This is a genomic window from Streptomyces sp. NPDC059247, from assembly GCF_042754005.1.
GTDB lineage: Bacteria > Actinomycetota > Actinomycetes > Streptomycetales > Streptomycetaceae > Streptomyces.
This window is the reverse complement of record NZ_JBHYZW010000004.1, coordinates 12,564-30,605: the sequence shown is the minus strand read 5'-3', so window position 1 is coordinate 30,605 and position 18,042 is coordinate 12,564. Positions and strand designations below refer to the sequence as shown.

The following is an 18,042-nucleotide window of genomic DNA, read 5'->3' as shown; positions in this document are numbered from 1 at the left end:
GGGCGGCACACCGGACTGCCGGACGCCGCCACGGAACCCGGCTCCGCCCGCGTCGGGGCAGTCGTACGGACACCGGGGTCCGGGCGGGGGCGGTGCTCGCCCCGGAGCGGCGCGCCGCGAAGGATTCCCGGGCCTGAGGCCCCCGCCCCCGCCCCCGGGGAGGCCGTCTTAAGGGTCTTCTCATGTGCGCCGCTTAGCGTGCGCCGCATGGACACCAAGACGACCACCGAGAAGGCCACCGACGCCCCCGAGGCCGTGGACGAGGCCGGGACGACCGCCCCCGGGGCGGACGCGGCCGAGGCCGGTACGGGCAAGGGCGACGCCGAGGCGGGCGCGGGCACCGGGCCCGCCGCCGACGCCGACGGTGGGGCCGAGGACCTGACCGAGGACGCGGACGAGGGCCTGGGCGAGGACGCCCCGGCCCGCGCCTCCTCCGGCATCGCCGGTGCCGCCGCCGCCGTGGTCTCCGCCGCCCTCGGAGCCGTCGCCCTCACCGGCACCTGGGGCGGCCGGATCGTCGCCGAACGCGAGACGCTGATCGGCCAGATCAAGCTGTCGGGGTCCGGCACCCCGGCCCAGCAGATCGCCGAGATCTACGGCGACGCCTGGCACAGCACCGCCCTGGTCAACGGAGTCTTCGCCTTCGTCGCCCTGTTCGTCGCCGTCCTCGTGCTGATCCTCCCCGCCCGCCCCTCCTGGGTCCGCGCGGTCGCCGTCGCCGGAGCCGTGCTCGGCGCGCTGGGAGTGATCGTCTCGGTCGGCATCTACTTCGACCTGTTCTTCGCCCTCCCGACGGCGGGGTCCTGAGCACCGGGTCCTGAGCGCGGGGTCTTGAGCACCCGGGGCCTGAGCGCCGGGCCCCGGTCCGGTTCCTGAGCCCCCGGGCCTGAGTGCCGGGCCCTGGTCCGGTTCCTGAGGCCCCTCCCCGGTCCCCTAAGGCCCCCCGGAGACCCGCCTAAGGCCCCCCGTACCCCCCGGATGCGGCACTCGCCCGATGTGGCCGCGCCCCCTGGGCGACGACAGTGGAGGCATCGCCAGAGAGCGACACCGACACCGAGTCACCGGGGAGCAGCAGATGTTCGAGTACGAGATCCACCTGATGGACCACGCCCGGCTCGTCCGCGAGGCCGACGCCGAGCGACTGGCCCACGAGGCCGCCCGCACGGACGCCCGGCGCCCCCGCCCCTTCGGCCGCCGCAGCGGGGGCCGGAATTCCGGGGGGCGGGTGGACGCCGGGGGCCGGGGCCGCTTCGTCCGGGCCGCGTGACCCCCGTATGAGCGACGGCAGGGACGCCTGTGCGATGCTCGGCGCCGTGGAGACCAGGTCAGTCAGCCCCGTCTTCGTCGGCCGCGCCGGCGAACTCACCGCCCTCACCGAGGCGCTCTCCCGTGCGACCGCGGGAGAGCCCCAGGCCCTGCTCGTGGGCGGGGAGGCGGGCGTCGGCAAGACCCGGCTCATCGAGGAGTTCCTCGACATGGCCCGCGACCTCGGCGCGGTCGTCGCGGTCGGCGGCTGCGTCGAACTCGGCGCCGACGGACTGCCGTTCGCCCCCTTCTCCACCGCCCTCCGCTCGCTCCACCGCCACCTGCCCGCCGAACTCGCCGAGGCCGCCGAAGGACAGCGGGCCGAACTCGCCCGCCTCCTGCCCGAACTGGGCGACCCCGGCGGTCACGACACCTCCGACGAGGACTCCACCGCCCGTCTCTTCGAGCTGACCGTACGGCTCCTGGAACGGCTCGCCGCCGACCGGACCGTCGTCCTCGTCCTGGAAGACCTGCACTGGGCCGACGCCTCCACCCGGCACCTCCTCACCTATCTGCTCCGGACCCTGCGCGGGGGCCGGATCGTGGTCGTCGCCAGCTACCGCGCCGACGACATCCACCGCCGCCACCCGCTGCGCCCGCTCCTCGCCGAACTCGACCGGCTCCGCACCATCCGCCGCATCGAACTCGCCCGCTTCACCCGCGCGGAGGTCCACCGCCAGCTCACCGGCATCCTCGCCGCCGAACCCGACCCCGCCCTCGTCGAAGAGGTCTTCGAACGCTCCGACGGCAACGCCTTCTTCGTCGAGGAACTCGTCGTCTCCCACGAGGCGGGCTGCGCCGCGGGACAGCTCAGCGACTCCCTGCGCGACCTCCTGCTCGTCCGGGTCGAGGCGCTCCCCGAAGACGCCCAGCGGGTCGCCAGGATCGTCGCCGAGGGCGGCTCCACCGTCGAGTACGGCCTCCTCGCCGCCGTCGCCCGGCTCACCGAGGACGAACTCATCGAGGCGCTCAGGGCCGCCGTCGGCGCCAACCTGCTGCTCGCCGTCCCCGACGGCGACGGCTACCGCTTCCGCCACTCCCTGGTCCGCGAGGCCGTCAGCGACGACCTGCTGCCCGGCGAACGCTCCCGCCTCAACCGGCGCTACGCCGAAGCCCTGGAGGCCGACCCCTCGCTGGTCCGCCCCGACGAACGTGCCCCCCGCCTCGCCACGTACTGGTACCACGCCCACGACACGGCCAAGGCGCTCCCCGCCGTCCTCCGCGCCTCCGTCGAGACCCGCAAGCGGCACGCCTACGCCGAACAGCTCCGCCTCCTCGAACGCGCCATGGAACTCTGGGAGGAGGCCCCCGAGGAGACCCGCCGCTCACTGCGGCCCATGGACTACGCCGAGGCCTACCCGCCCTGCGGCTGCGACCCCGAGACCACCGCGCTCGGCCATCTCGACCTGCTGGCCGAGGCCGCCGTCGCCGCCCGGCTCAGCGGCGACCGCGAACGCGCCCTGAAGATCGGCAGGACGGCCCTGCGCCTCCTGGACGACGCCGACGAGAAGGACCCCCTGCGCGCCGCCTGGTTCTGGACCGAGAGGGCCCGCCTCCAGTCCAACCTCGGCCGGGGCGACGGCTGGGAGGAGATCGCCCGCGCCCAGGAACTCGTCAAGGGCCTGCCGCCCTCCGCCGTCCACGCCGTCGTCCTCGTCGGCGCCGCGGGCTGGGGAATGCTCCGCGACCCGGGCCCCGGGGCCCTCGCCGCCGCCGAACGGGCCGTCGAGTACGCCCGCCACGTCAAGGCCGAGTCCATCGAACTCAACGCCCGGCTCACCCTCGGCACCCTCAAGGTCTCCGCCGGGGACGTCGAGGCCGGACTCGCCGAACTGCACGAGGTCCGCGAACGCACCGAGTCCATCGGCCAGTTCAACGAGACCGCCCGCGCCCACATCAACCTCTCCTCCTCCCTGGAGTCCCTCGGCCGCTCCCGGGACGCCGTCGAGGTCTCCGACCGGGGCATCCGCCTCGCCCGCGCGTACGGACTCGTCGACAGCGTCGGCTGGATCGAGGCCAACCGGGCCGAATCCCTCTACTCCCTCGGCCACTGGGACGAGACCCGGGACGCCGCCGAGCGGCTGCTGCGCTCCGCGACCAGCACCAAACCGCGCGGCTCGGCCTCCCTCCGGCTGGCCCACCTCGCCGCCGCCCGGGGGGAACTCGCCGCCGCCCGGAGCCATCTCACCGAAGCCCGCGTCGTCTACGGCAGCCGCGACCCCATTCCGCAGTACACCCTGCCGATGGTCCAGATCGACATCGCCGTCGCCGCCGCCGAGGGCCGCCTCGCGGACGTCCGCACCCTGCTCGCCGAGGCCGAACGGGCCGGATTCCCGCCCGGCACCCACCGCTACGGCTGGCCCCTCGTCCTCTCCGCCGTCACCGCCGAGGCCGACAGCAGGGGACTGCCCGCCGCCGACGAGGGCCGCCCCGAAGCGCTCGACGCCGTACGCCGCTGCGTCCGCGCGCTCGCCACCCCCGCCCCCGTCTGGGCCGCCCACGCCCTGGAGGTCTCCGGGGAACTGGCCCGCGCCGAAGGACGCGCGTCCGCCGCCCGCCTGACCGAGACCGTCGCCGCCTACGAAGCCCTCGACCGGCCCGCCGAACTGGCCCGCGCCCGCCACCGCCTCGCCGACGCCCTGCTCGTCGAGGGCGGCCGTCGCGAGGAGGCCGCCGCCCTGCTCCGCGAGGCCCACGCCACCGCCCGCGCCCTCGGCGCCCGCCCGCTCCGCGAGGAGGTGGAGCTGCTCGCCGCCCGCGCCCGGCTCTCCCTCACCGAGGAGAAGGCGCCGGTCACCGCCGGGCCCGACGGTGACGGCTTCGGCCTCACCCCCCGCGAACAGGACGTGCTGCGACTGGTCGCGGCGGGCCGCACCAACCGGCAGATCGCCGGGGAACTGTTCATCTCACCCAAGACGGCCAGCGTCCACGTCTCGAACATCCTCGCCAAGCTCGGGGTCGCCGGACGCGGTGAGGCCGCCGCCCTCGCCCACCGCCTCCACCTCCTCGACGGGCCCCTCTGACCCGCCCGGCAGCCGTATCGTGACCCGGCCCGACCCCAGGTCTATCGGGCCGCGCGACGGATCGGCGTCCCCGGGGTCCTCCCTGGTCAGGGCCTGCCTGCGCAGTTCCTCCGTGGTGTGCCTGCGTCCGGGCGCGAACAGCTCTGCCATGGGGCCGAACACGGTCACCGCCTCCCTCGGTCAGTCCACGTCGAGCCGGATCAGCCGGTCGTCCCCGGGCTTCGGGGTGCCCCGGCCGTCGGTCTGGTTCGTCATCAGCAGGAGCCGTCCGTCGCCCGTCGCGAGGACCGTGCGCAAGCGGCCGTACTCCCCGGTGAGGAACGCCCGGGGCTTCCCGGAGAGTTCCGTACCGGAGACCGGGACGCGCCACAGCCGCTCGCCCCTGAGCCCCGCCATCCAGATCGCGCCCCGGGCGTACGCGATGCCGCTCGGCGACGCCTCCGAGGTCGGCCACTGGGCCACCGGGTCCACGAAGCCCTTCCGCCCCGCCCGCCCCTCGACCACCGGCCAGCCGTAGTTCTTCCCCGGCTCCACCAGGTTCAGCTCGTCCCAGGTGTTCTGCCCGAACTCGGACGCCCACAGCCGCCCGTCCGCGTCCCAGGCCAGCCCCTGCACATTGCGGTGCCCGTACGAGTAGACCGCCGACCCGGCGAAGGGATTGCCCGGCGCGGGACGGCCCTCCGGGGTGACCCGCAGGATCTTCCCGCCGAGCGACGCCCGGTCCTGGGACAGCCCCGTCCGGCCGGTCTCGCCCGTCCCCGCGTACAGCATCCCGTCCGGACCGAACGCGATCCGCCCGCCGTCGTGCGTCACCCCCTTGGGGATGCCGGTGAGCACCGGCTCCGGCGCCCCGAGCCGGTCGCCCGCCGCGCCCCCGTACCGCATCCGGACGATCCGGTTGTCCGACTCCGCCGTGAGGTACGCGTACACCCAGGCGTCCTTCACGGCGAGACCGAGGAGTCCGCCCTCACCGCCGGGCACCACCCCCGGCACCTCGCCGAGGGGGGTCCTGTCCCCGGTCCGCCCGTCGACCCGGGTGACCGTCCGCTCGTCGCGCGAGGAGACCAGCAGATCGCCGTCCGGCAGACGGGCGAGGCCCCAGGGCGACTTCAGGTCCCCGGTGAGCGTGCCCGCCACCGTCACCCGGCCGCTCCCCGCCGCCGCCGACGGAGGAGAGCCGGACCCGGACGGGGAGACGGCGGCGGACGGCGGCGCCGAACCCGGCCGCTCCTCCGCGTCCCCGGAGGTCCCCGGGGAACACCCCGCGACCAGGGCGAGCACGGCGGCGCCCCACAGGGCCTTCAGCACAGCAGGACGACTCACGGCGGGGTCCCCTTCGACGGCGGGCGGTGTCCCTCGCCTCTAGATACCTCCCGGGGCCCGCCAGAGTTCCCACCCGGACCCGGGACTTCACGGGGGGCAGGTCCTCACGTCGGACGGCCGGACGCCGTCGCCGGTGGCCGCCCGGCCGGACACCCGGCCGTCGCCCTGGCCCCACCGGCACCGACCCCCTGGTCCGGCCGATGCCGGTCCCCCATGTCCGCAGGGCCACCGACCCGGGTCCGACCCGAGGTCCGGCCCGACCTCGGGTCCGGCCCCGTGGCCAGCTCGACCTCGGGTCCGACCTCGGGTCCGACCTCGGGTCCGACCTCGGGTCCGACCTCGGGTCCGGCCCCGTGGCCGGTCCGGCTCCGGCTGTCGCGCAGGGGCCTCAGTGGTCCCAGGAATCCCGGGGCGCCGGGAGCGTCGCGATCTCCGCGAGGTCCCCCGGGGTCAGCCGCAGCCGCGCCGCGCCCGCGTTCTCCACCGCCCACCGCTCCCGCTTCGCCCCCGGCACCGGCACCACGTGCCGCCCCCGGCCCAGCACCCACGCGAGCGCCACCTGCGCCGGGGTGACCTCCGCGCCGTGCCGGGCGGCCACCCGCCGCAGCCCCGCCACGATCGGCTGGTTCGCCGCCATCATCTCGGCGGTGAACCGGGGGTGCCGAGCCCGGGGATCGTCGGGCTCGAAGCCGCCGCCGGTGGTCAGCGTCCCGGTCAGATAACCGCTCCCCAGCGGCATCGCCGCCAGGAAACCGACCCCCCGGGCCGCGCACCACGGCAGCAGCCGCGCCAGCGCCTCCTGCGACCACACCGACAGCTCCGCCTCCACCGCCGCCACCGGGAACACCTGCTGGACGCGCTCCAACTGGCGGATCGTTCCCTCATAGCCGTCCCGCCCCGCGCCCGTGGTGCCCCGGCGGGTCCAGCGGGCGCCGACCGCGCACAGCCCCAGCGCCCGCACCTTCCCGGCGGTCACCAGCTCCGCCATCGCGCCCCAGGTCTCCTCGACCGGCACCTCGGGGTCCGCCCTGTGGAGCTGGTAGAGATCGATGACATCGGTCTGGAGCCGCCGCAGCGAGGCGTCACAGGCCCGGCGCACGTACCCGGGCCGCCCGTTGGCGACGACGTGCTGGTCACCGACCAGCAGACCGCACTTCGTCGAGACGAAGGCCTCCGCCCTGCGCTCCCTCAACACCCGTCCCACCAGCAGCTCGTTGGTGAACGGTCCGTACATGTCGGCGGTGTCGAGCAGGCTCACCCCGGCGTCCAGAGCCGCGTGCACGGTCCGCAGCGAGCGGTCCCCCCGCTGCTGGGAACGGTCGTACGCCCAGCTCATCGGCATACACCCCAGGCCGACCGCACCCACGTCGAGCGCCGTCGCCCCGATAGTCCTGCGCTCCACCTGCCGGTACCCCTCCCTGTGCCGTCCCCCAAAGTAACCAATGCCGTCAGGGATTCTTCGCATAGCCTCCCGCTCATGAGATTCGAAGACACGACCGCTGACGTGTGGCTTCCCGTCCCGGCGGCCGAGACAGAGGGACTCCCCGAGCCGGGCGCGTCGGGCCTCAACTACCTTTTCTGGGACGGCGGGCCGGAGTTCCCGGCCGATCCGGCGCGCTGCGTCTTCTACGTCGTCCCGTACATGAAGGGCTCCGAGATCGCCGTACGGCCGCTGGCCGCGATGACCTCGCTGCGGGTGGTGCAGACCCTCTCGGCGGGCATCGACCACGTCACCCCCGGCATCGGCTCGCTGCCGCCGGGCGTCGCCCTCTGCAACGCCAAGGGCGTCCACGAGGCCAGCACCGCCGAACTGACCCTCGCCCTGATCCTGGCCTCGCTGCGCGGCATCCCCGGCTTCGTGCGCGGCCAGGACGCCGAGGAGTGGCGGGCGGGCTTCTACCCCGCCCTCGCCGACAAGTCCGTCCTGATCGTGGGATACGGATCGATCGGCGCCGCCATCGAGGACCGGCTCGCACCCTTCGAGTGCGCGCGGGTCGCACGCGTCGCACGCTCCGCGCGCACCACCGTGCGCGGGCCGGTCCACGCCCTGGCGGAACTGCCGACGCTGCTCCCCGAGGCGGACGTCGTGATTCTCTCCACCCCGCTCACCCCCGAGACCAGGCATCTCGCCGACGCGGGCTTCCTGGCACGGATGAAGGACGGCGCGCTCCTCGTGAACGTGGCCCGGGGCCCGGTCGTCGACACGGCGGCCCTCCTCAAGGAGGTGGAGAGCGGGCGGATCACGGCCGCGCTCGACGTCACCGACCCGGAACCGCTCCCGGCCGGACACCCCCTGTGGCACGCCCCGGGCGTCCTGATCAGCCCCCATGTGGGAGGTTCCACCTCCGCCTTCATGCCGAGGGCCAAGCGGCTGATCGCCGGGCAGCTGCGGCGCTTCGCGGCGGGCGAGGAGCCGGTGAACGTGCTGCTCACCACCGACTGAGCCGGGACGGGGCCGTCCGGGTGATTCCGTACGCCCGACACGCGCCGCGCAACAACCCGCGTCAGTCACGCAGCGTAGAGGAACCCTGTCCCTGAGTGACGGTCCTGGTGTATCGTCCCGGATCGGGGGACTGCGTCGAGTACGGGCTGACGCTGGGGAGTGACGTGACGGGACAGCAGATTCCGAGGGGGGCGAAGGGTGAGGCACGGCCGGAGGAGCGACGACCCGACGCGGCGACGCCGCCGTCGGAGGTCCCTCCGCGCCTCACCGACCGCCTCGTACCCACCGTGCCGGAGCAGGCCGCGCCCCACCGCGCGTCCCGCACCACCCCCGGCCCCGCCGAGGCGACGGAGAGCGAAGCCGCGCGCCGAGGCGACGATGGCGCGTGCGCGGGCAGCGACGACGCCGGGGACCGCGCGGGTCGCACCGCCGACGAATCCGTCCCGGACCGCGACGCGCCGAGCCGTGGGGCCCCGGACGGTGACGCGCCGGGCCGTGACGCGCCGGACGGTGACGCGCCGGGCCAGGTCATCCCGGACGGCGACGCCCGGGGCCGTGGAGTGCCGGACGGTGACGTCCCGGACGGTGACGTCCCGGGCCGTGGCGCCCCGGACAGCGACACCCCGGGCCAGGTCATCCCGGACGGCGATGCCCGGGGCCGTGGAGTGCCGGACGGTGACGTCCCGGACGGTGACGTCCCGGGCCGTGGCGCCCCGGACAGCGACACCCCGGACGGTGACGCCCCGGGCCGTGGCACCCCGAACGACGTCGTCCCGGACAGTGACGCCCCGGACTGTGACGTGCCGGACGGCGGCACCCCGAGCCGTGGCGCCCTGGACCGCGACACCTCGGGCCGTGACACCTCGGACGGTGGAGTGCCGGACCACGACGCCCCGGGCCGTGGTGCCCCAGATGGCGACACCTCGGGCCGTGGTGCCCCGGACCACGACGCCCCGGACGGTGGAGTGCCGGACCACGACGCCCCGGGCCGTGAAGTGCCGGACCACGACGTCCCGGCCCGCGACACCCCGGACGCTGGTGCGGCCCGTGCGGGGCATGGTGACGGCACCGGCTGTGCGGTGTGCGGAGCTCCCGTCCCGGCGGGCGATCCGCTCGTACGGGACCCGGCAGGGCCCCACGACTGCGACGGGCACGCCGTCTGCGGCCCCGGCGAGCCGCCCGCCCGCACGCACGAAGCGGACGCCTGTGGAGGCGCGGCGCCGGAGGCCCCGGTGACCGCGCCCGGGGCGGTGCTCGCGCGCCCCCCGGCCGACACCGGCGCAGCCGCCCCCGGCCGCCCGGACACCGGAAGCCCCGGCATCGGCGGCATCGGCGGCATCCTCGCGCAGATCACCCTCGGGCTGATCTGCGCGGGCTACACGACCGGCGCCTCCCTCGGCTGGGGCTCCCCGGAACTCGCGCTCTTCATGGGTGACTTCGGACTCAGCGCCGCCGCCCTCACCGCCGCCGTCTCCTGCTTCCTCTACGCCCGCGCCCACCACGGCGAGGACCGCCCCGCCTGGCTGCTCTTCGCCTTCTCCTCGTTCATGGCCTCCGCCGGGAACGCCGTATGGGGCTGGTACGAGGTCGTGCTCCGCACCCGCGTCCCGACCACGTCCGTCGCCGACCTGTGCTTCCTGCTGTTCGCGCCCCCCGCGATCGTCGGACTCCTCGTCCTCGCCAAGAAACCCGTCACCCGGGCCGGCTGGGTCTGCCTCGGCCTCGACGCCTGGCTCATCGGCGGCTCCCTCCTCACCCTGTCCTGGAGCCTGGCCCTCGCGCGCACGGCCCACTTCCAGAACGAACCGGTCACCCAGGCGGCCCTGTCGCTCGCCTACCCGCTGCTCGACATCGTCCTCGTCAGCATGGTCCTGGTCCTGCACTTCCGGCGCTCGCAGGCCAACCGCTCCGCGACCAACACCGCCATCGCCGCACTCGCCCTCACCGTCCTGTGCGACGCCCTGTTCACCTCACCGCTGCTCCGCCAGAGCTACGTCTCCGGACAACTGCTCGACGCGGGCTGGTTCGCGGGCTCCCTGCTCCTCGCCTACGCCCCCTGGGGCGCGCGCCGCCTCTCCGGCGGCGAGACCCCCGCCCGGACCCCCCGGCTGCACAGCCGCCCCGTCGCCGGTTCGCTCGCCGCGCTCACCCCGTACCTCGCCGCCGCCGTCTGCACCCTCAGCCTCCTCTACAACGTGGTCGAGGGACGCCGGCTCGACCGCTTCGTCGTCCTCACCGGCTGCACCGTCGTCCTCGCCCTCGTCGTACGGCAGGGCATCATGCTCCTCGACAACATCGCCCTCACCCACGAGCTGGCCCAGAAGGAGAACCACTTCCGGTCCCTCGTCCAGGGCTCCAGCGACGTCATCATGATCGCCGCGCCCTCCGGCACGCTCCGCTACGTCAGCCCCGCCGCCTCCGGCGTCTACGGCCGCGACGCCGAGGAACTGACCGGCTCCGAACTGTCCTCGCTGATCCACCCCGAGGACCTCGGCGCCGTCATCCACGAGGTGCGCCGCTTCCTCGCCGTCTCGCCCGCCGAGGAACCCACCACCCGGATCGAGTGCCGCTTCCGCTCCGGCCGGGACGACTGGCTCAACGTCGAGTCCACCGTCAACCGGCACCAGGGCGGCCTGATCTTCAACAGCCGGGACGTCACCGAGCGCGTCCGGCTCCAGGCCCAGCTCCAGCACAACGCCGAGCACGACCCGCTCACCGACCTGCCCAACCGCGCCCTGTTCACCCGGCGCGTCCGGCAGGCACTCGGCGGGCGCCGCGCCTCCGACCCCGGCACCGCCGTCCTCTTCGTCGACCTCGACGGCTTCAAGGGCGTCAACGACCGGCTCGGCCACCAGGCGGGCGACGACCTCCTCGTCCAGGCCGCCCGCCGCCTCCAGGACTCCGTGCGCGCCGGGGACACCGCCGCCCGGCTCGGCGGCGACGAGTTCGCCGCCCTCATCCTCGGCGACGGCTCTCGCGACCGGGCCGCCCGCGAGAGCCAGGTCCGGGAGATCGCCGACCGGCTCCGCCTCACCCTCTCCCGGCCCTACCGCGTCGACGGCGACAACGAGGTCCGGGTAGCCGCCTCCATCGGGGTCGCCTTCGCCGAGCCCGGCATCGCCGCGGGCGACCTCCTGCGCAACGCCGACCTCGCCATGTACCGGGCCAAGGCCGCGGGCAAGGACCGCGTCGAGCTGTACGCGCCCCAGATGCAGGCCGAGGTCGTCCGCCGCACCGAACTCGCCGCCCGGCTGCGCAGCGCCCTCCACGACGGCGAGTTCGCCCTGCTCCACCAGCCGGTCGTCGACCTCGCCACCGGCCGGATCTCCGCCGTCAGCGCCCAGGCCCGCTGGCGCTCCACCCAGGGCATCCTCTTCACCCCCGCCGAGTACCTCCGGGTCACCGACGACGGTGAGCGGACCGCCGAACTGGGCCGCTGGCTCCTCGAAGAAGCCGTCGAACAGGCCGCCGAGCGGGCCGGTATCGGCCATCGCGCGCCCGTCTCCATCCGGCTCCCCGCCCGCCGCCTCCTCGACCGCTCGCTGCCGCTCGGCTCCGTCGAGTCCCTGCTCACCCGGCACGGGCTGCCGTCCGGCTCGCTGATCATCGAGCTGGCCGACAGCGACCCCCGGATCTCCCTGGACGAGCTGGAACAGCGCCTGGTGAGCCTGCGCCGCCTCGGGGTGCGGATCGCGCTCGACGGATTCGGCAGCGGACACGTCGCCGTCAACGCGCTCCGGCGCCTCCCCGTCGACATACTGAAGCTCGACCGAGGGCTCGTCGAAGGGCTCGTCGAATCGCCCCGGCTCCGCAAGATCACCCGCGGAGTCCTCCGCATCGCCGGGGAACTCGGCCTCCAGACCGTGGCCGAGGGAGTCGACGCACCGGAGCAGGTGGCCGCCCTGCGGGCGATGGGATGCGGCCACGCCCAGGGCATGGCCTTCTCCGGCCCGCTCGACGAGTACCGGCTGCGCAGGGCCCTCGTACGGGACGAGTACCCCCTCCCCGGAGCGGTCCCGGCACGTGCCGGAAACCGACCCCCCACCCGCTCACATGATGAGACGCCCGTCCCACCCACTTGACAGTGACGAGGCCTGAGAGGGAGGGTCAGTGCCATGCGCACCCGAATTCTCGTACTTGGACAGCGCGTCGGCTGAAGCGGGGCCCCTCCCAGGCCCGCTTAGAACGCACCCGACGCGCTCCCCTCGCTTGCCTCCCGGCACGAGGGGTTTTTTGTTGCACCGACTCCCTCCGAAGCCGGTGCGAAACCTGGCAAAACACCTCGCGAAAACCCTCTGCTTCGAGAAGAGATGCTGATGACCGACCAGGCCACCGGGCACCATCCGCAGCCGCGGCCCCGCCACGGCACGGCGCCCGCCACCACCGTCGAGCACGTCACGGGTGCGCAGTCCCTCATCCGTTCTCTTGAGGAAGTGGGCGCCGACACCGTCTTCGGCATCCCCGGCGGCGCGATCCTGCCCGCGTACGACCCGATGATGGACTCCCGGCGGGTCCGCCACATCCTGGTCCGCCACGAGCAGGGCGCGGGCCACGCCGCCACCGGCTACGCCCAGGCCACCGGCAAGGTCGGCGTCTGCATGGCGACCTCGGGACCCGGGGCCACCAACCTCGTCACCCCGATCGCCGACGCGCACATGGACTCCGTCCCGCTCGTCGCGATCACCGGTCAGGTCGCCTCCAAGGCGATCGGCACGGACGCCTTCCAGGAGGCGGACATCTGCGGCATCACGATGCCGATCACCAAGCACAACTTCCTGGTCACCAAGGCCGAGGACATCCCCCGGACGATCGCCGAGGCCTTCCACATCGCCTCCACCGGCCGTCCCGGCCCGGTCCTGGTCGACATCGCCAAGGACGCCCTCCAGGCGAAGACCACCTTCAGCTGGCCGCCGCAGACCGACCTGCCCGGCTACCGCCCGGTGACCAAGCCGCACGCCAAGCAGATCCGCGAGGCGGCCAAGCTGATCAGCGCCGCCAAGCGCCCCGTCCTGTACGTCGGCGGCGGTGTCATCAAGGCCGGTGCGACCGCCGAGCTGAAGATCCTCGCCGAGCTGACCGGCGCCCCCGTCACCACCACCCTGATGGCCCTGGGCGCCTTCCCCGACAGCCACCAGCTGCATGTGGGAATGCCAGGTATGCACGGTTCGGTCACCGCCGTCACCGCGCTCCAGAAGGCCGACCTGATCGTCGCCCTCGGCGCCCGCTTCGACGACCGCGTCACCGGCAAGCTCGACAGCTTCGCCCCGTACGCCAAGATCGTCCACGCGGACATCGACCCGGCCGAGATCGGCAAGAACCGCACCGCCGACGTCCCGATCGTCGGTGACGCCCGCGAGGTCATCGCCGATCTGGTCCAGGCCGTCCAGGCCGAGCACGCCGAGGGCAACAAGGGCGACTACACCGCATGGTGGAGCGACCTGAGCCGCTGGCGCGAGACCTACCCGCTCGGCTACGACCTGCCGGAGGACGGCAGCCTCTCGCCGCAGCAGGTCATCCAGCGCATCGGGCAGCTCGCCCCCGAGGACACGATCTTCGCGGCGGGCGTCGGCCAGCACCAGATGTGGGCCGCCCACTTCATCGACTACGAGCGGCCCGCCACCTGGCTGAACTCCGGCGGCGCCGGGACGATGGGGTACGCGGTCCCCGCCGCGATGGGCGCCAAGGCCGGTCTGCCGGACCGCCCGGTCTGGGCCATCGACGGCGACGGCTGCTTCCAGATGACCAACCAGGAACTCACCACCTGCGCCCTGAACAACATCCCGATCAAGGTCGCCATCATCAACAACGGCGCCCTCGGGATGGTCCGCCAGTGGCAGACCCTCTTCTACAACCAGCGCTACTCCAACACCGTCCTGCACTCCGGCCCGGACGACATCCAGGCGAACAAGGGCACCCGCGTCCCCGACTTCGTCAAGCTCTCCGAGGCCATGGGCTGTGTGGCCCTGCGCTGTGAGGACCCGGCCGACCTGGACAAGGTCATCGCCGAGGCCAACGCCATCAACGACCGCCCGGTCGTGGTCGACTTCATCGTCCACGAGGACGCCCAGGTGTGGCCGATGGTCGCCGCCGGCACCTCGAACGACGAGGTCATGGCCGCCCGGGGCGTCCGCCCCGACTTCGGCGACGGCGAAGACGACTGAAGCGCGGAACGCAGCAGAGCGAAAAGGAAGAGACCCAGACCATGTCCACCAAGCACACGCTCTCCGTTCTCGTCGAGAACACCCCCGGCATCCTCGCCCGGATCGCCGCCCTGTTCTCCCGCCGCGGCTTCAACATCGACTCCCTGGCCGTCGGCGTCACCGAGCACCCCGACATCTCCCGCATCACCATCGTGGTCAGTGTCGAGGACCTGCCCCTGGAGCAGGTGACCAAGCAGCTCAACAAGCTGGTCAACGTCCTGAAGATCGTCGAACTCGAGCCCAGCGCCGCGATCCAGCGCGAGCTCGTCCTGGTGAAGGTCCGCGCCGACAACGAGACCCGCTCCCAGATCGTCGAGATCGTCCAGCTGTTCCGCGCCAAGACCGTGGACGTCTCGCCCGAGGCGGTCACCATCGAGGCCACCGGTTCGAGCGACAAGCTCGAAGCGATGCTCAAGATGCTGGAGCAGTTCGGCATCAAGGAGCTGGTGCAGTCCGGCACGATCGCCATAGGGCGCGGCTCCCGGTCCATCACGGACCGGTCCCTGCGGGCCCTCGACCGCAGCGCCTGACAACCCGTCGGCGGTCAACCACCGGTCCGTCCGGCGGTCCGCCTGACGAGACCCGAGAACCATCCTCCCGCTCCCCGCCGTACGGTGGGACGCAACACCAGCACTTCAAGGAGATACCCAGTGGCCGAGCTGTTCTACGACGACGACGCCGACCTGTCCATCATCCAGGGCCGCAAGGTCGCGGTGATCGGCTACGGCAGCCAGGGCCACGCCCACGCGCTGTCGCTCCGTGACTCCGGCGTCGACGTCCGTGTCGGCCTCCAGGAGGGCTCGAAGTCCAAGGCCAAGGCCGAGGAGCAGGGCCTGCGCGTCGTCTCCGTGGCCGAGGCCGCGGCCGAGGCCGACCTCATCATGATCCTGACCCCGGACCCGATCCAGGCCCAGGTCTTCGAGGAGTCCATCAAGGACAACCTGAAGGAGGGCGACGCGCTCTTCTTCGGTCACGGCCTCAACGTCCGCTACGGCTTCATCAAGGTGCCCGAGGGCATCGACGTCGCCCTGGTCGCCCCGAAGGGTCCGGGCCACCTGGTCCGCCGCCAGTACGAGGAGGGCCGCGGCGTCCCGTGCATCGCGGCCGTCGAGCAGGACGCCACCGGCAAGGCCTTCGACCTGGCCCTTTCGTACGCCAAGGGCATCGGCGGCACCCGCGCCGGCGTCATCAAGACGACCTTCACCGAGGAGACCGAGACCGACCTGTTCGGTGAGCAGGCCGTGCTCTGCGGTGGTACCGCGGCGCTGGTCAAGGCGGGCTTCGAGACCCTGACCGAGGCCGGTTACCAGCCGGAGATCGCCTACTTCGAGTGCCTGCACGAGCTGAAGCTCATCGTGGACCTCATGTACGAGGGCGGCCTGGAGAAGATGCGCTGGTCGGTCTCCGAGACCGCCGAGTGGGGCGACTACGTCACCGGCCCGCGGATCATCACCGACGCCACCAAGGCGGAGATGAAGAAGGTCCTCGCGGAGATCCAGGACGGCACCTTCGCCAAGCAGTGGATGGCCGAGTACCACGGCGGTCTGAAGCAGTACAACGAGTACAAGACCCAGGACGCCAACCACCTCCTGGAGACCACCGGCAAGGAGCTGCGCAAGCTCATGAGCTGGGTGAACGACGAGGAGGCGTAAGCCTTCAGGGACGGGGCCGGACCAGCTGTCCGGCCCCGTTCCACACCCTTGGACACCCCGTCCAACCACGGACGGGTGATCCTTCCAACGAGGCACATGCGCGGCCCCGCCACAGCACTACACTGCTCAACAACATTCGCGTTCAGGCCCACAGCGTCGTGCGCTTTCACGCGGCAAGCCCCCTCCACCGCCTGCGGCCGTCGGGACGGCCGTCCGCACTGGATCTGTGAGGACTCACGTGAGCTCGAAACCTGTCGTACTCATCGCTGAAGAGCTGTCGCCCGCCACCGTCGACGCGCTGGGCCCGGACTTCGAGATCCGGCACTGCAACGGCGCCGACCGCGCCGAGCTGATCCCCGCCATCGCCGACGTGGACGCGATCCTGGTCCGTTCCGCGACCAAGGTGGACGCCGAGGCCATCGCCGCCGCCGGGAAGCTGCGGGTCGTCGCCCGCGCCGGGGTCGGTCTGGACAACGTGGACGTCTCCGCCGCCACCAAGGCCGGTGTGATGGTCGTCAACGCCCCGACGTCGAACATCGTCACCGCCGCCGAGCTGGCCTGTGGCCTCCTCGTCGCCACCGCGCGCAACATCCCGCAGGCCAACACCGCCCTGAAGAACGGCGAGTGGAAGCGCAACAAGTACACCGGCGTCGAGCTGAGCGAGAAGACCCTCGGTGTCGTCGGTCTCGGCCGCATCGGCGTCCTGGTCGCCCAGCGCATGTCGGCCTTCGGCATGAAGATCGTCGCGTACGACCCCTATGTGCAGCCCGCCCGCGCCGCCCAGATGGGGGTGAAGCTGCTGGCCCTGGACGAGCTCCTGGAGGTCGCCGACTTCATCACCGTCCACCTGCCGAAGACCCCGGAGACCCTCGGTCTCATCGGTGACGAGGCGCTGCACAAGGTCAAGCCCTCCGTCCGCATCGTCAACGCCGCGCGCGGCGGGATCGTGGACGAGACGGCGCTGTACTCGGCGCTCAAGGAGGGCCGGGTCGCCGGTGCGGGCCTCGACGTGTACGCGAAGGAGCCCTGCACGGACTCCCCGCTGTTCGAGCTCGACCAGGTCGTCTGCACCCCCCACCTCGGCGCGTCCACGGACGAGGCCCAGGAGAAGGCGGGCATCGCCGTCGCCAAGTCGGTGCGTCTGGCGCTCGCCGGCGAGCTGGTCCCGGACGCGGTCAACGTCCAGGGCGGGGTCATCGCGGAGGACGTGAAGCCGGGTCTGCCGCTCGCCGAGAAGCTCGGCCGGATCTTCACCGCCCTCGCGGGCGAGGTCGCGGCCCGCCTCGACGTCGAGGTGTACGGCGAGATCACCCAGCACGATGTGAAGGTGCTCGAACTCTCCGCGCTCAAGGGCGTGTTCGAGGACGTGGTCGACGAGACCGTGTCGTACGTCAACGCCCCGCTGTTCGCGCAGGAGCGCGGTGTCGAGGTGCGTCTGACGACCAGCTCCGAGTCGCCCGACCACCGCAACGTGGTCACCGTGCGCGGCACGCTGGCGAACGGCGAGGAGGTGTCGGTCTCCGGCACCCTGGCCGGTCCCAAGCACCTCCAGAAGATCGTCGCGGTCGGCGAGTACGACGTGGACCTCGCGCTCGCCGACCACATGGTCGTGCTGCGCTACGAGGACCGCCCGGGTGTCGTCGGCACGGTCGGCCGCATCCTCGGCGAGGCCGGTCTGAACATCGCGGGGATGCAGGTCTCCCGCGCGGAGGAGGGCGGCGAGGCGCTCGTCGTGCTCACCGTGGACGACTCGCTCCCCGCGCCGGTGCTCGCGGAGATCGCCTCGGAGATCGGCGCCGCCTCGGCCCGCTCGGTCAACCTGATCTGAGTCCGGGCCCGCACCCCGCCCCGTACCCGGTGGCCGGACCCTCGTCCCGTACGAGCGGTCCGGCCACCGGGTACGGCGCTGTCCGGGGCCACGGGGGAGGCGTCCCCGAAGACGTCGAGCGTCTCAAGTCGCCTGCGAGACGGCCGAACTGACGGTCCGTCGGGGGATCTTGTCAAGCTGGGTTCGCCGGGTCGTCGGGCCGTCTTCGTCGTAGAACGGTCACAGACGGCCGGAGCTGTCGCTTCCGCCGTCCCCGTCCTGCTGTCAT

General features: G+C 73.0%; 12 protein-coding genes. 9 read left to right on the top strand and 3 right to left on the bottom strand.

Annotated features, from left to right (window positions below; genetic code table 11):
- Positions 1-207 precede the first annotated feature (207 nt).
- The 3 genes from ACFXGN_RS10120 to ACFXGN_RS10110 all read left to right on the top strand — a co-directional run bounded on the left by ACFXGN_RS10120 (position 208) and on the right by ACFXGN_RS10110 (position 4,328).
- The gene (locus ACFXGN_RS10120; protein ID WP_384856001.1) at positions 208-807 is read left to right on the top strand and encodes a hypothetical protein; all 600 of its coding nucleotides are present in this window, start codon (positions 208-210) and stop codon (positions 805-807) included.
- Between the two features lie 268 nt (positions 808-1,075).
- On the top strand, positions 1,076-1,267 hold the full coding sequence (locus ACFXGN_RS10115; RefSeq protein WP_384855999.1) for a hypothetical protein: 192 nt from the start codon (positions 1,076-1,078) through the stop codon (positions 1,265-1,267).
- A gap of 7 nt (positions 1,268-1,274) precedes the next feature.
- Entirely contained in the window at positions 1,275-4,328 is a 3,054-nt protein-coding gene (locus ACFXGN_RS10110) for an AAA family ATPase (RefSeq protein ID WP_384855997.1), read from the top strand.
- Here ACFXGN_RS10110 and ACFXGN_RS10105 read toward each other — a convergent pair.
- From ACFXGN_RS10105 to ACFXGN_RS10095, 3 genes are all read right to left on the bottom strand, one after another.
- On the bottom strand, positions 4,212-4,478 hold the full coding sequence (locus tag ACFXGN_RS10105; protein ID WP_384855994.1) for a DUF6191 domain-containing protein: 267 nt from the start codon (positions 4,476-4,478) through the stop codon (positions 4,212-4,214). The two genes, ACFXGN_RS10110 and ACFXGN_RS10105, sit on opposite strands and share 117 nt — an antisense overlap.
- Positions 4,479-4,508: 30 nt before the next feature.
- A complete protein-coding gene (locus ACFXGN_RS10100; protein ID WP_384855992.1) occupies positions 4,509-5,651 on the bottom strand; it encodes a PQQ-dependent sugar dehydrogenase in 1,143 nt (380 codons plus the stop codon).
- Between the two features lie 388 nt (positions 5,652-6,039).
- Positions 6,040-7,053: an aldo/keto reductase gene (locus ACFXGN_RS10095; protein WP_384855990.1), complete on the bottom strand. Its 1,014-nt coding sequence runs from the start codon at positions 7,051-7,053 to the stop codon at positions 6,040-6,042.
- 75 nt (positions 7,054-7,128) lie between these two features.
- Between ACFXGN_RS10095 and ACFXGN_RS10090 the strand changes: the two genes are divergently transcribed.
- The 6 genes from ACFXGN_RS10090 (at position 7,129) to serA (ending at position 17,774) form a co-directional block, all read left to right on the top strand.
- The gene (locus tag ACFXGN_RS10090; RefSeq protein ID WP_384855987.1) at positions 7,129-8,094 is read left to right on the top strand and encodes a 2-hydroxyacid dehydrogenase; all 966 of its coding nucleotides are present in this window, start codon (positions 7,129-7,131) and stop codon (positions 8,092-8,094) included.
- Between the two features lie 1,232 nt (positions 8,095-9,326).
- Positions 9,327-12,176, top strand: coding sequence for a putative bifunctional diguanylate cyclase/phosphodiesterase (locus ACFXGN_RS10085; protein ID WP_384856818.1), 2,850 nt, complete (start codon positions 9,327-9,329; stop codon positions 12,174-12,176).
- Positions 12,177-12,404: 228 nt separating this feature from the next.
- Positions 12,405-14,255, top strand: a complete 1,851-nt coding sequence (locus tag ACFXGN_RS10080; protein ID WP_384855984.1) for an acetolactate synthase large subunit — start codon at positions 12,405-12,407, stop codon at positions 14,253-14,255.
- Positions 14,256-14,296: 41 nt separating this feature from the next.
- On the top strand, positions 14,297-14,824 hold the full coding sequence (gene ilvN / locus ACFXGN_RS10075; RefSeq protein WP_148006298.1) for an acetolactate synthase small subunit: 528 nt from the start codon (positions 14,297-14,299) through the stop codon (positions 14,822-14,824).
- A 120-nt stretch (positions 14,825-14,944) separates the two neighbouring features.
- Positions 14,945-15,946 (top strand): ketol-acid reductoisomerase, encoded by a 1,002-nt coding sequence (gene ilvC, locus ACFXGN_RS10070; protein ID WP_384855981.1) that lies wholly within the window; start codon positions 14,945-14,947, stop codon positions 15,944-15,946.
- 238 nt (positions 15,947-16,184) lie between these two features.
- Positions 16,185-17,774: a phosphoglycerate dehydrogenase gene (gene serA, locus ACFXGN_RS10065; protein WP_384855980.1), complete on the top strand. Its 1,590-nt coding sequence runs from the start codon at positions 16,185-16,187 to the stop codon at positions 17,772-17,774.
- Positions 17,775-18,042: the final 268 nt, after the last annotated feature.

What these genes read in the sequence shown, in the direction of transcription:
- ACFXGN_RS10120 (WP_384856001.1), top strand. Translation starts at nt 208, where the DNA reads ATGGACACCAAGACGACCACCGAGAAGGCCACCGACGCCCCCGAGGCC.
- ACFXGN_RS10115 (WP_384855999.1), top strand. Translation starts at nt 1,076, where the DNA reads ATGTTCGAGTACGAGATCCACCTGATGGACCACGCCCGGCTCGTCCGC.
- ACFXGN_RS10110 (WP_384855997.1), top strand. Translation starts at nt 1,275, where the DNA reads ATGAGCGACGGCAGGGACGCCTGTGCGATGCTCGGCGCCGTGGAGACC.
- ACFXGN_RS10105 (WP_384855994.1), bottom strand. Translation starts at nt 4,478, where the DNA reads ATGGCAGAGCTGTTCGCGCCCGGACGCAGGCACACCACGGAGGAACTG.
- ACFXGN_RS10090 (WP_384855987.1), top strand. Translation starts at nt 7,129, where the DNA reads ATGAGATTCGAAGACACGACCGCTGACGTGTGGCTTCCCGTCCCGGCG.
- ACFXGN_RS10080 (WP_384855984.1), top strand. Translation starts at nt 12,405, where the DNA reads ATGCTGATGACCGACCAGGCCACCGGGCACCATCCGCAGCCGCGGCCC.
- ilvN (WP_148006298.1), top strand. Translation starts at nt 14,297, where the DNA reads ATGTCCACCAAGCACACGCTCTCCGTTCTCGTCGAGAACACCCCCGGC.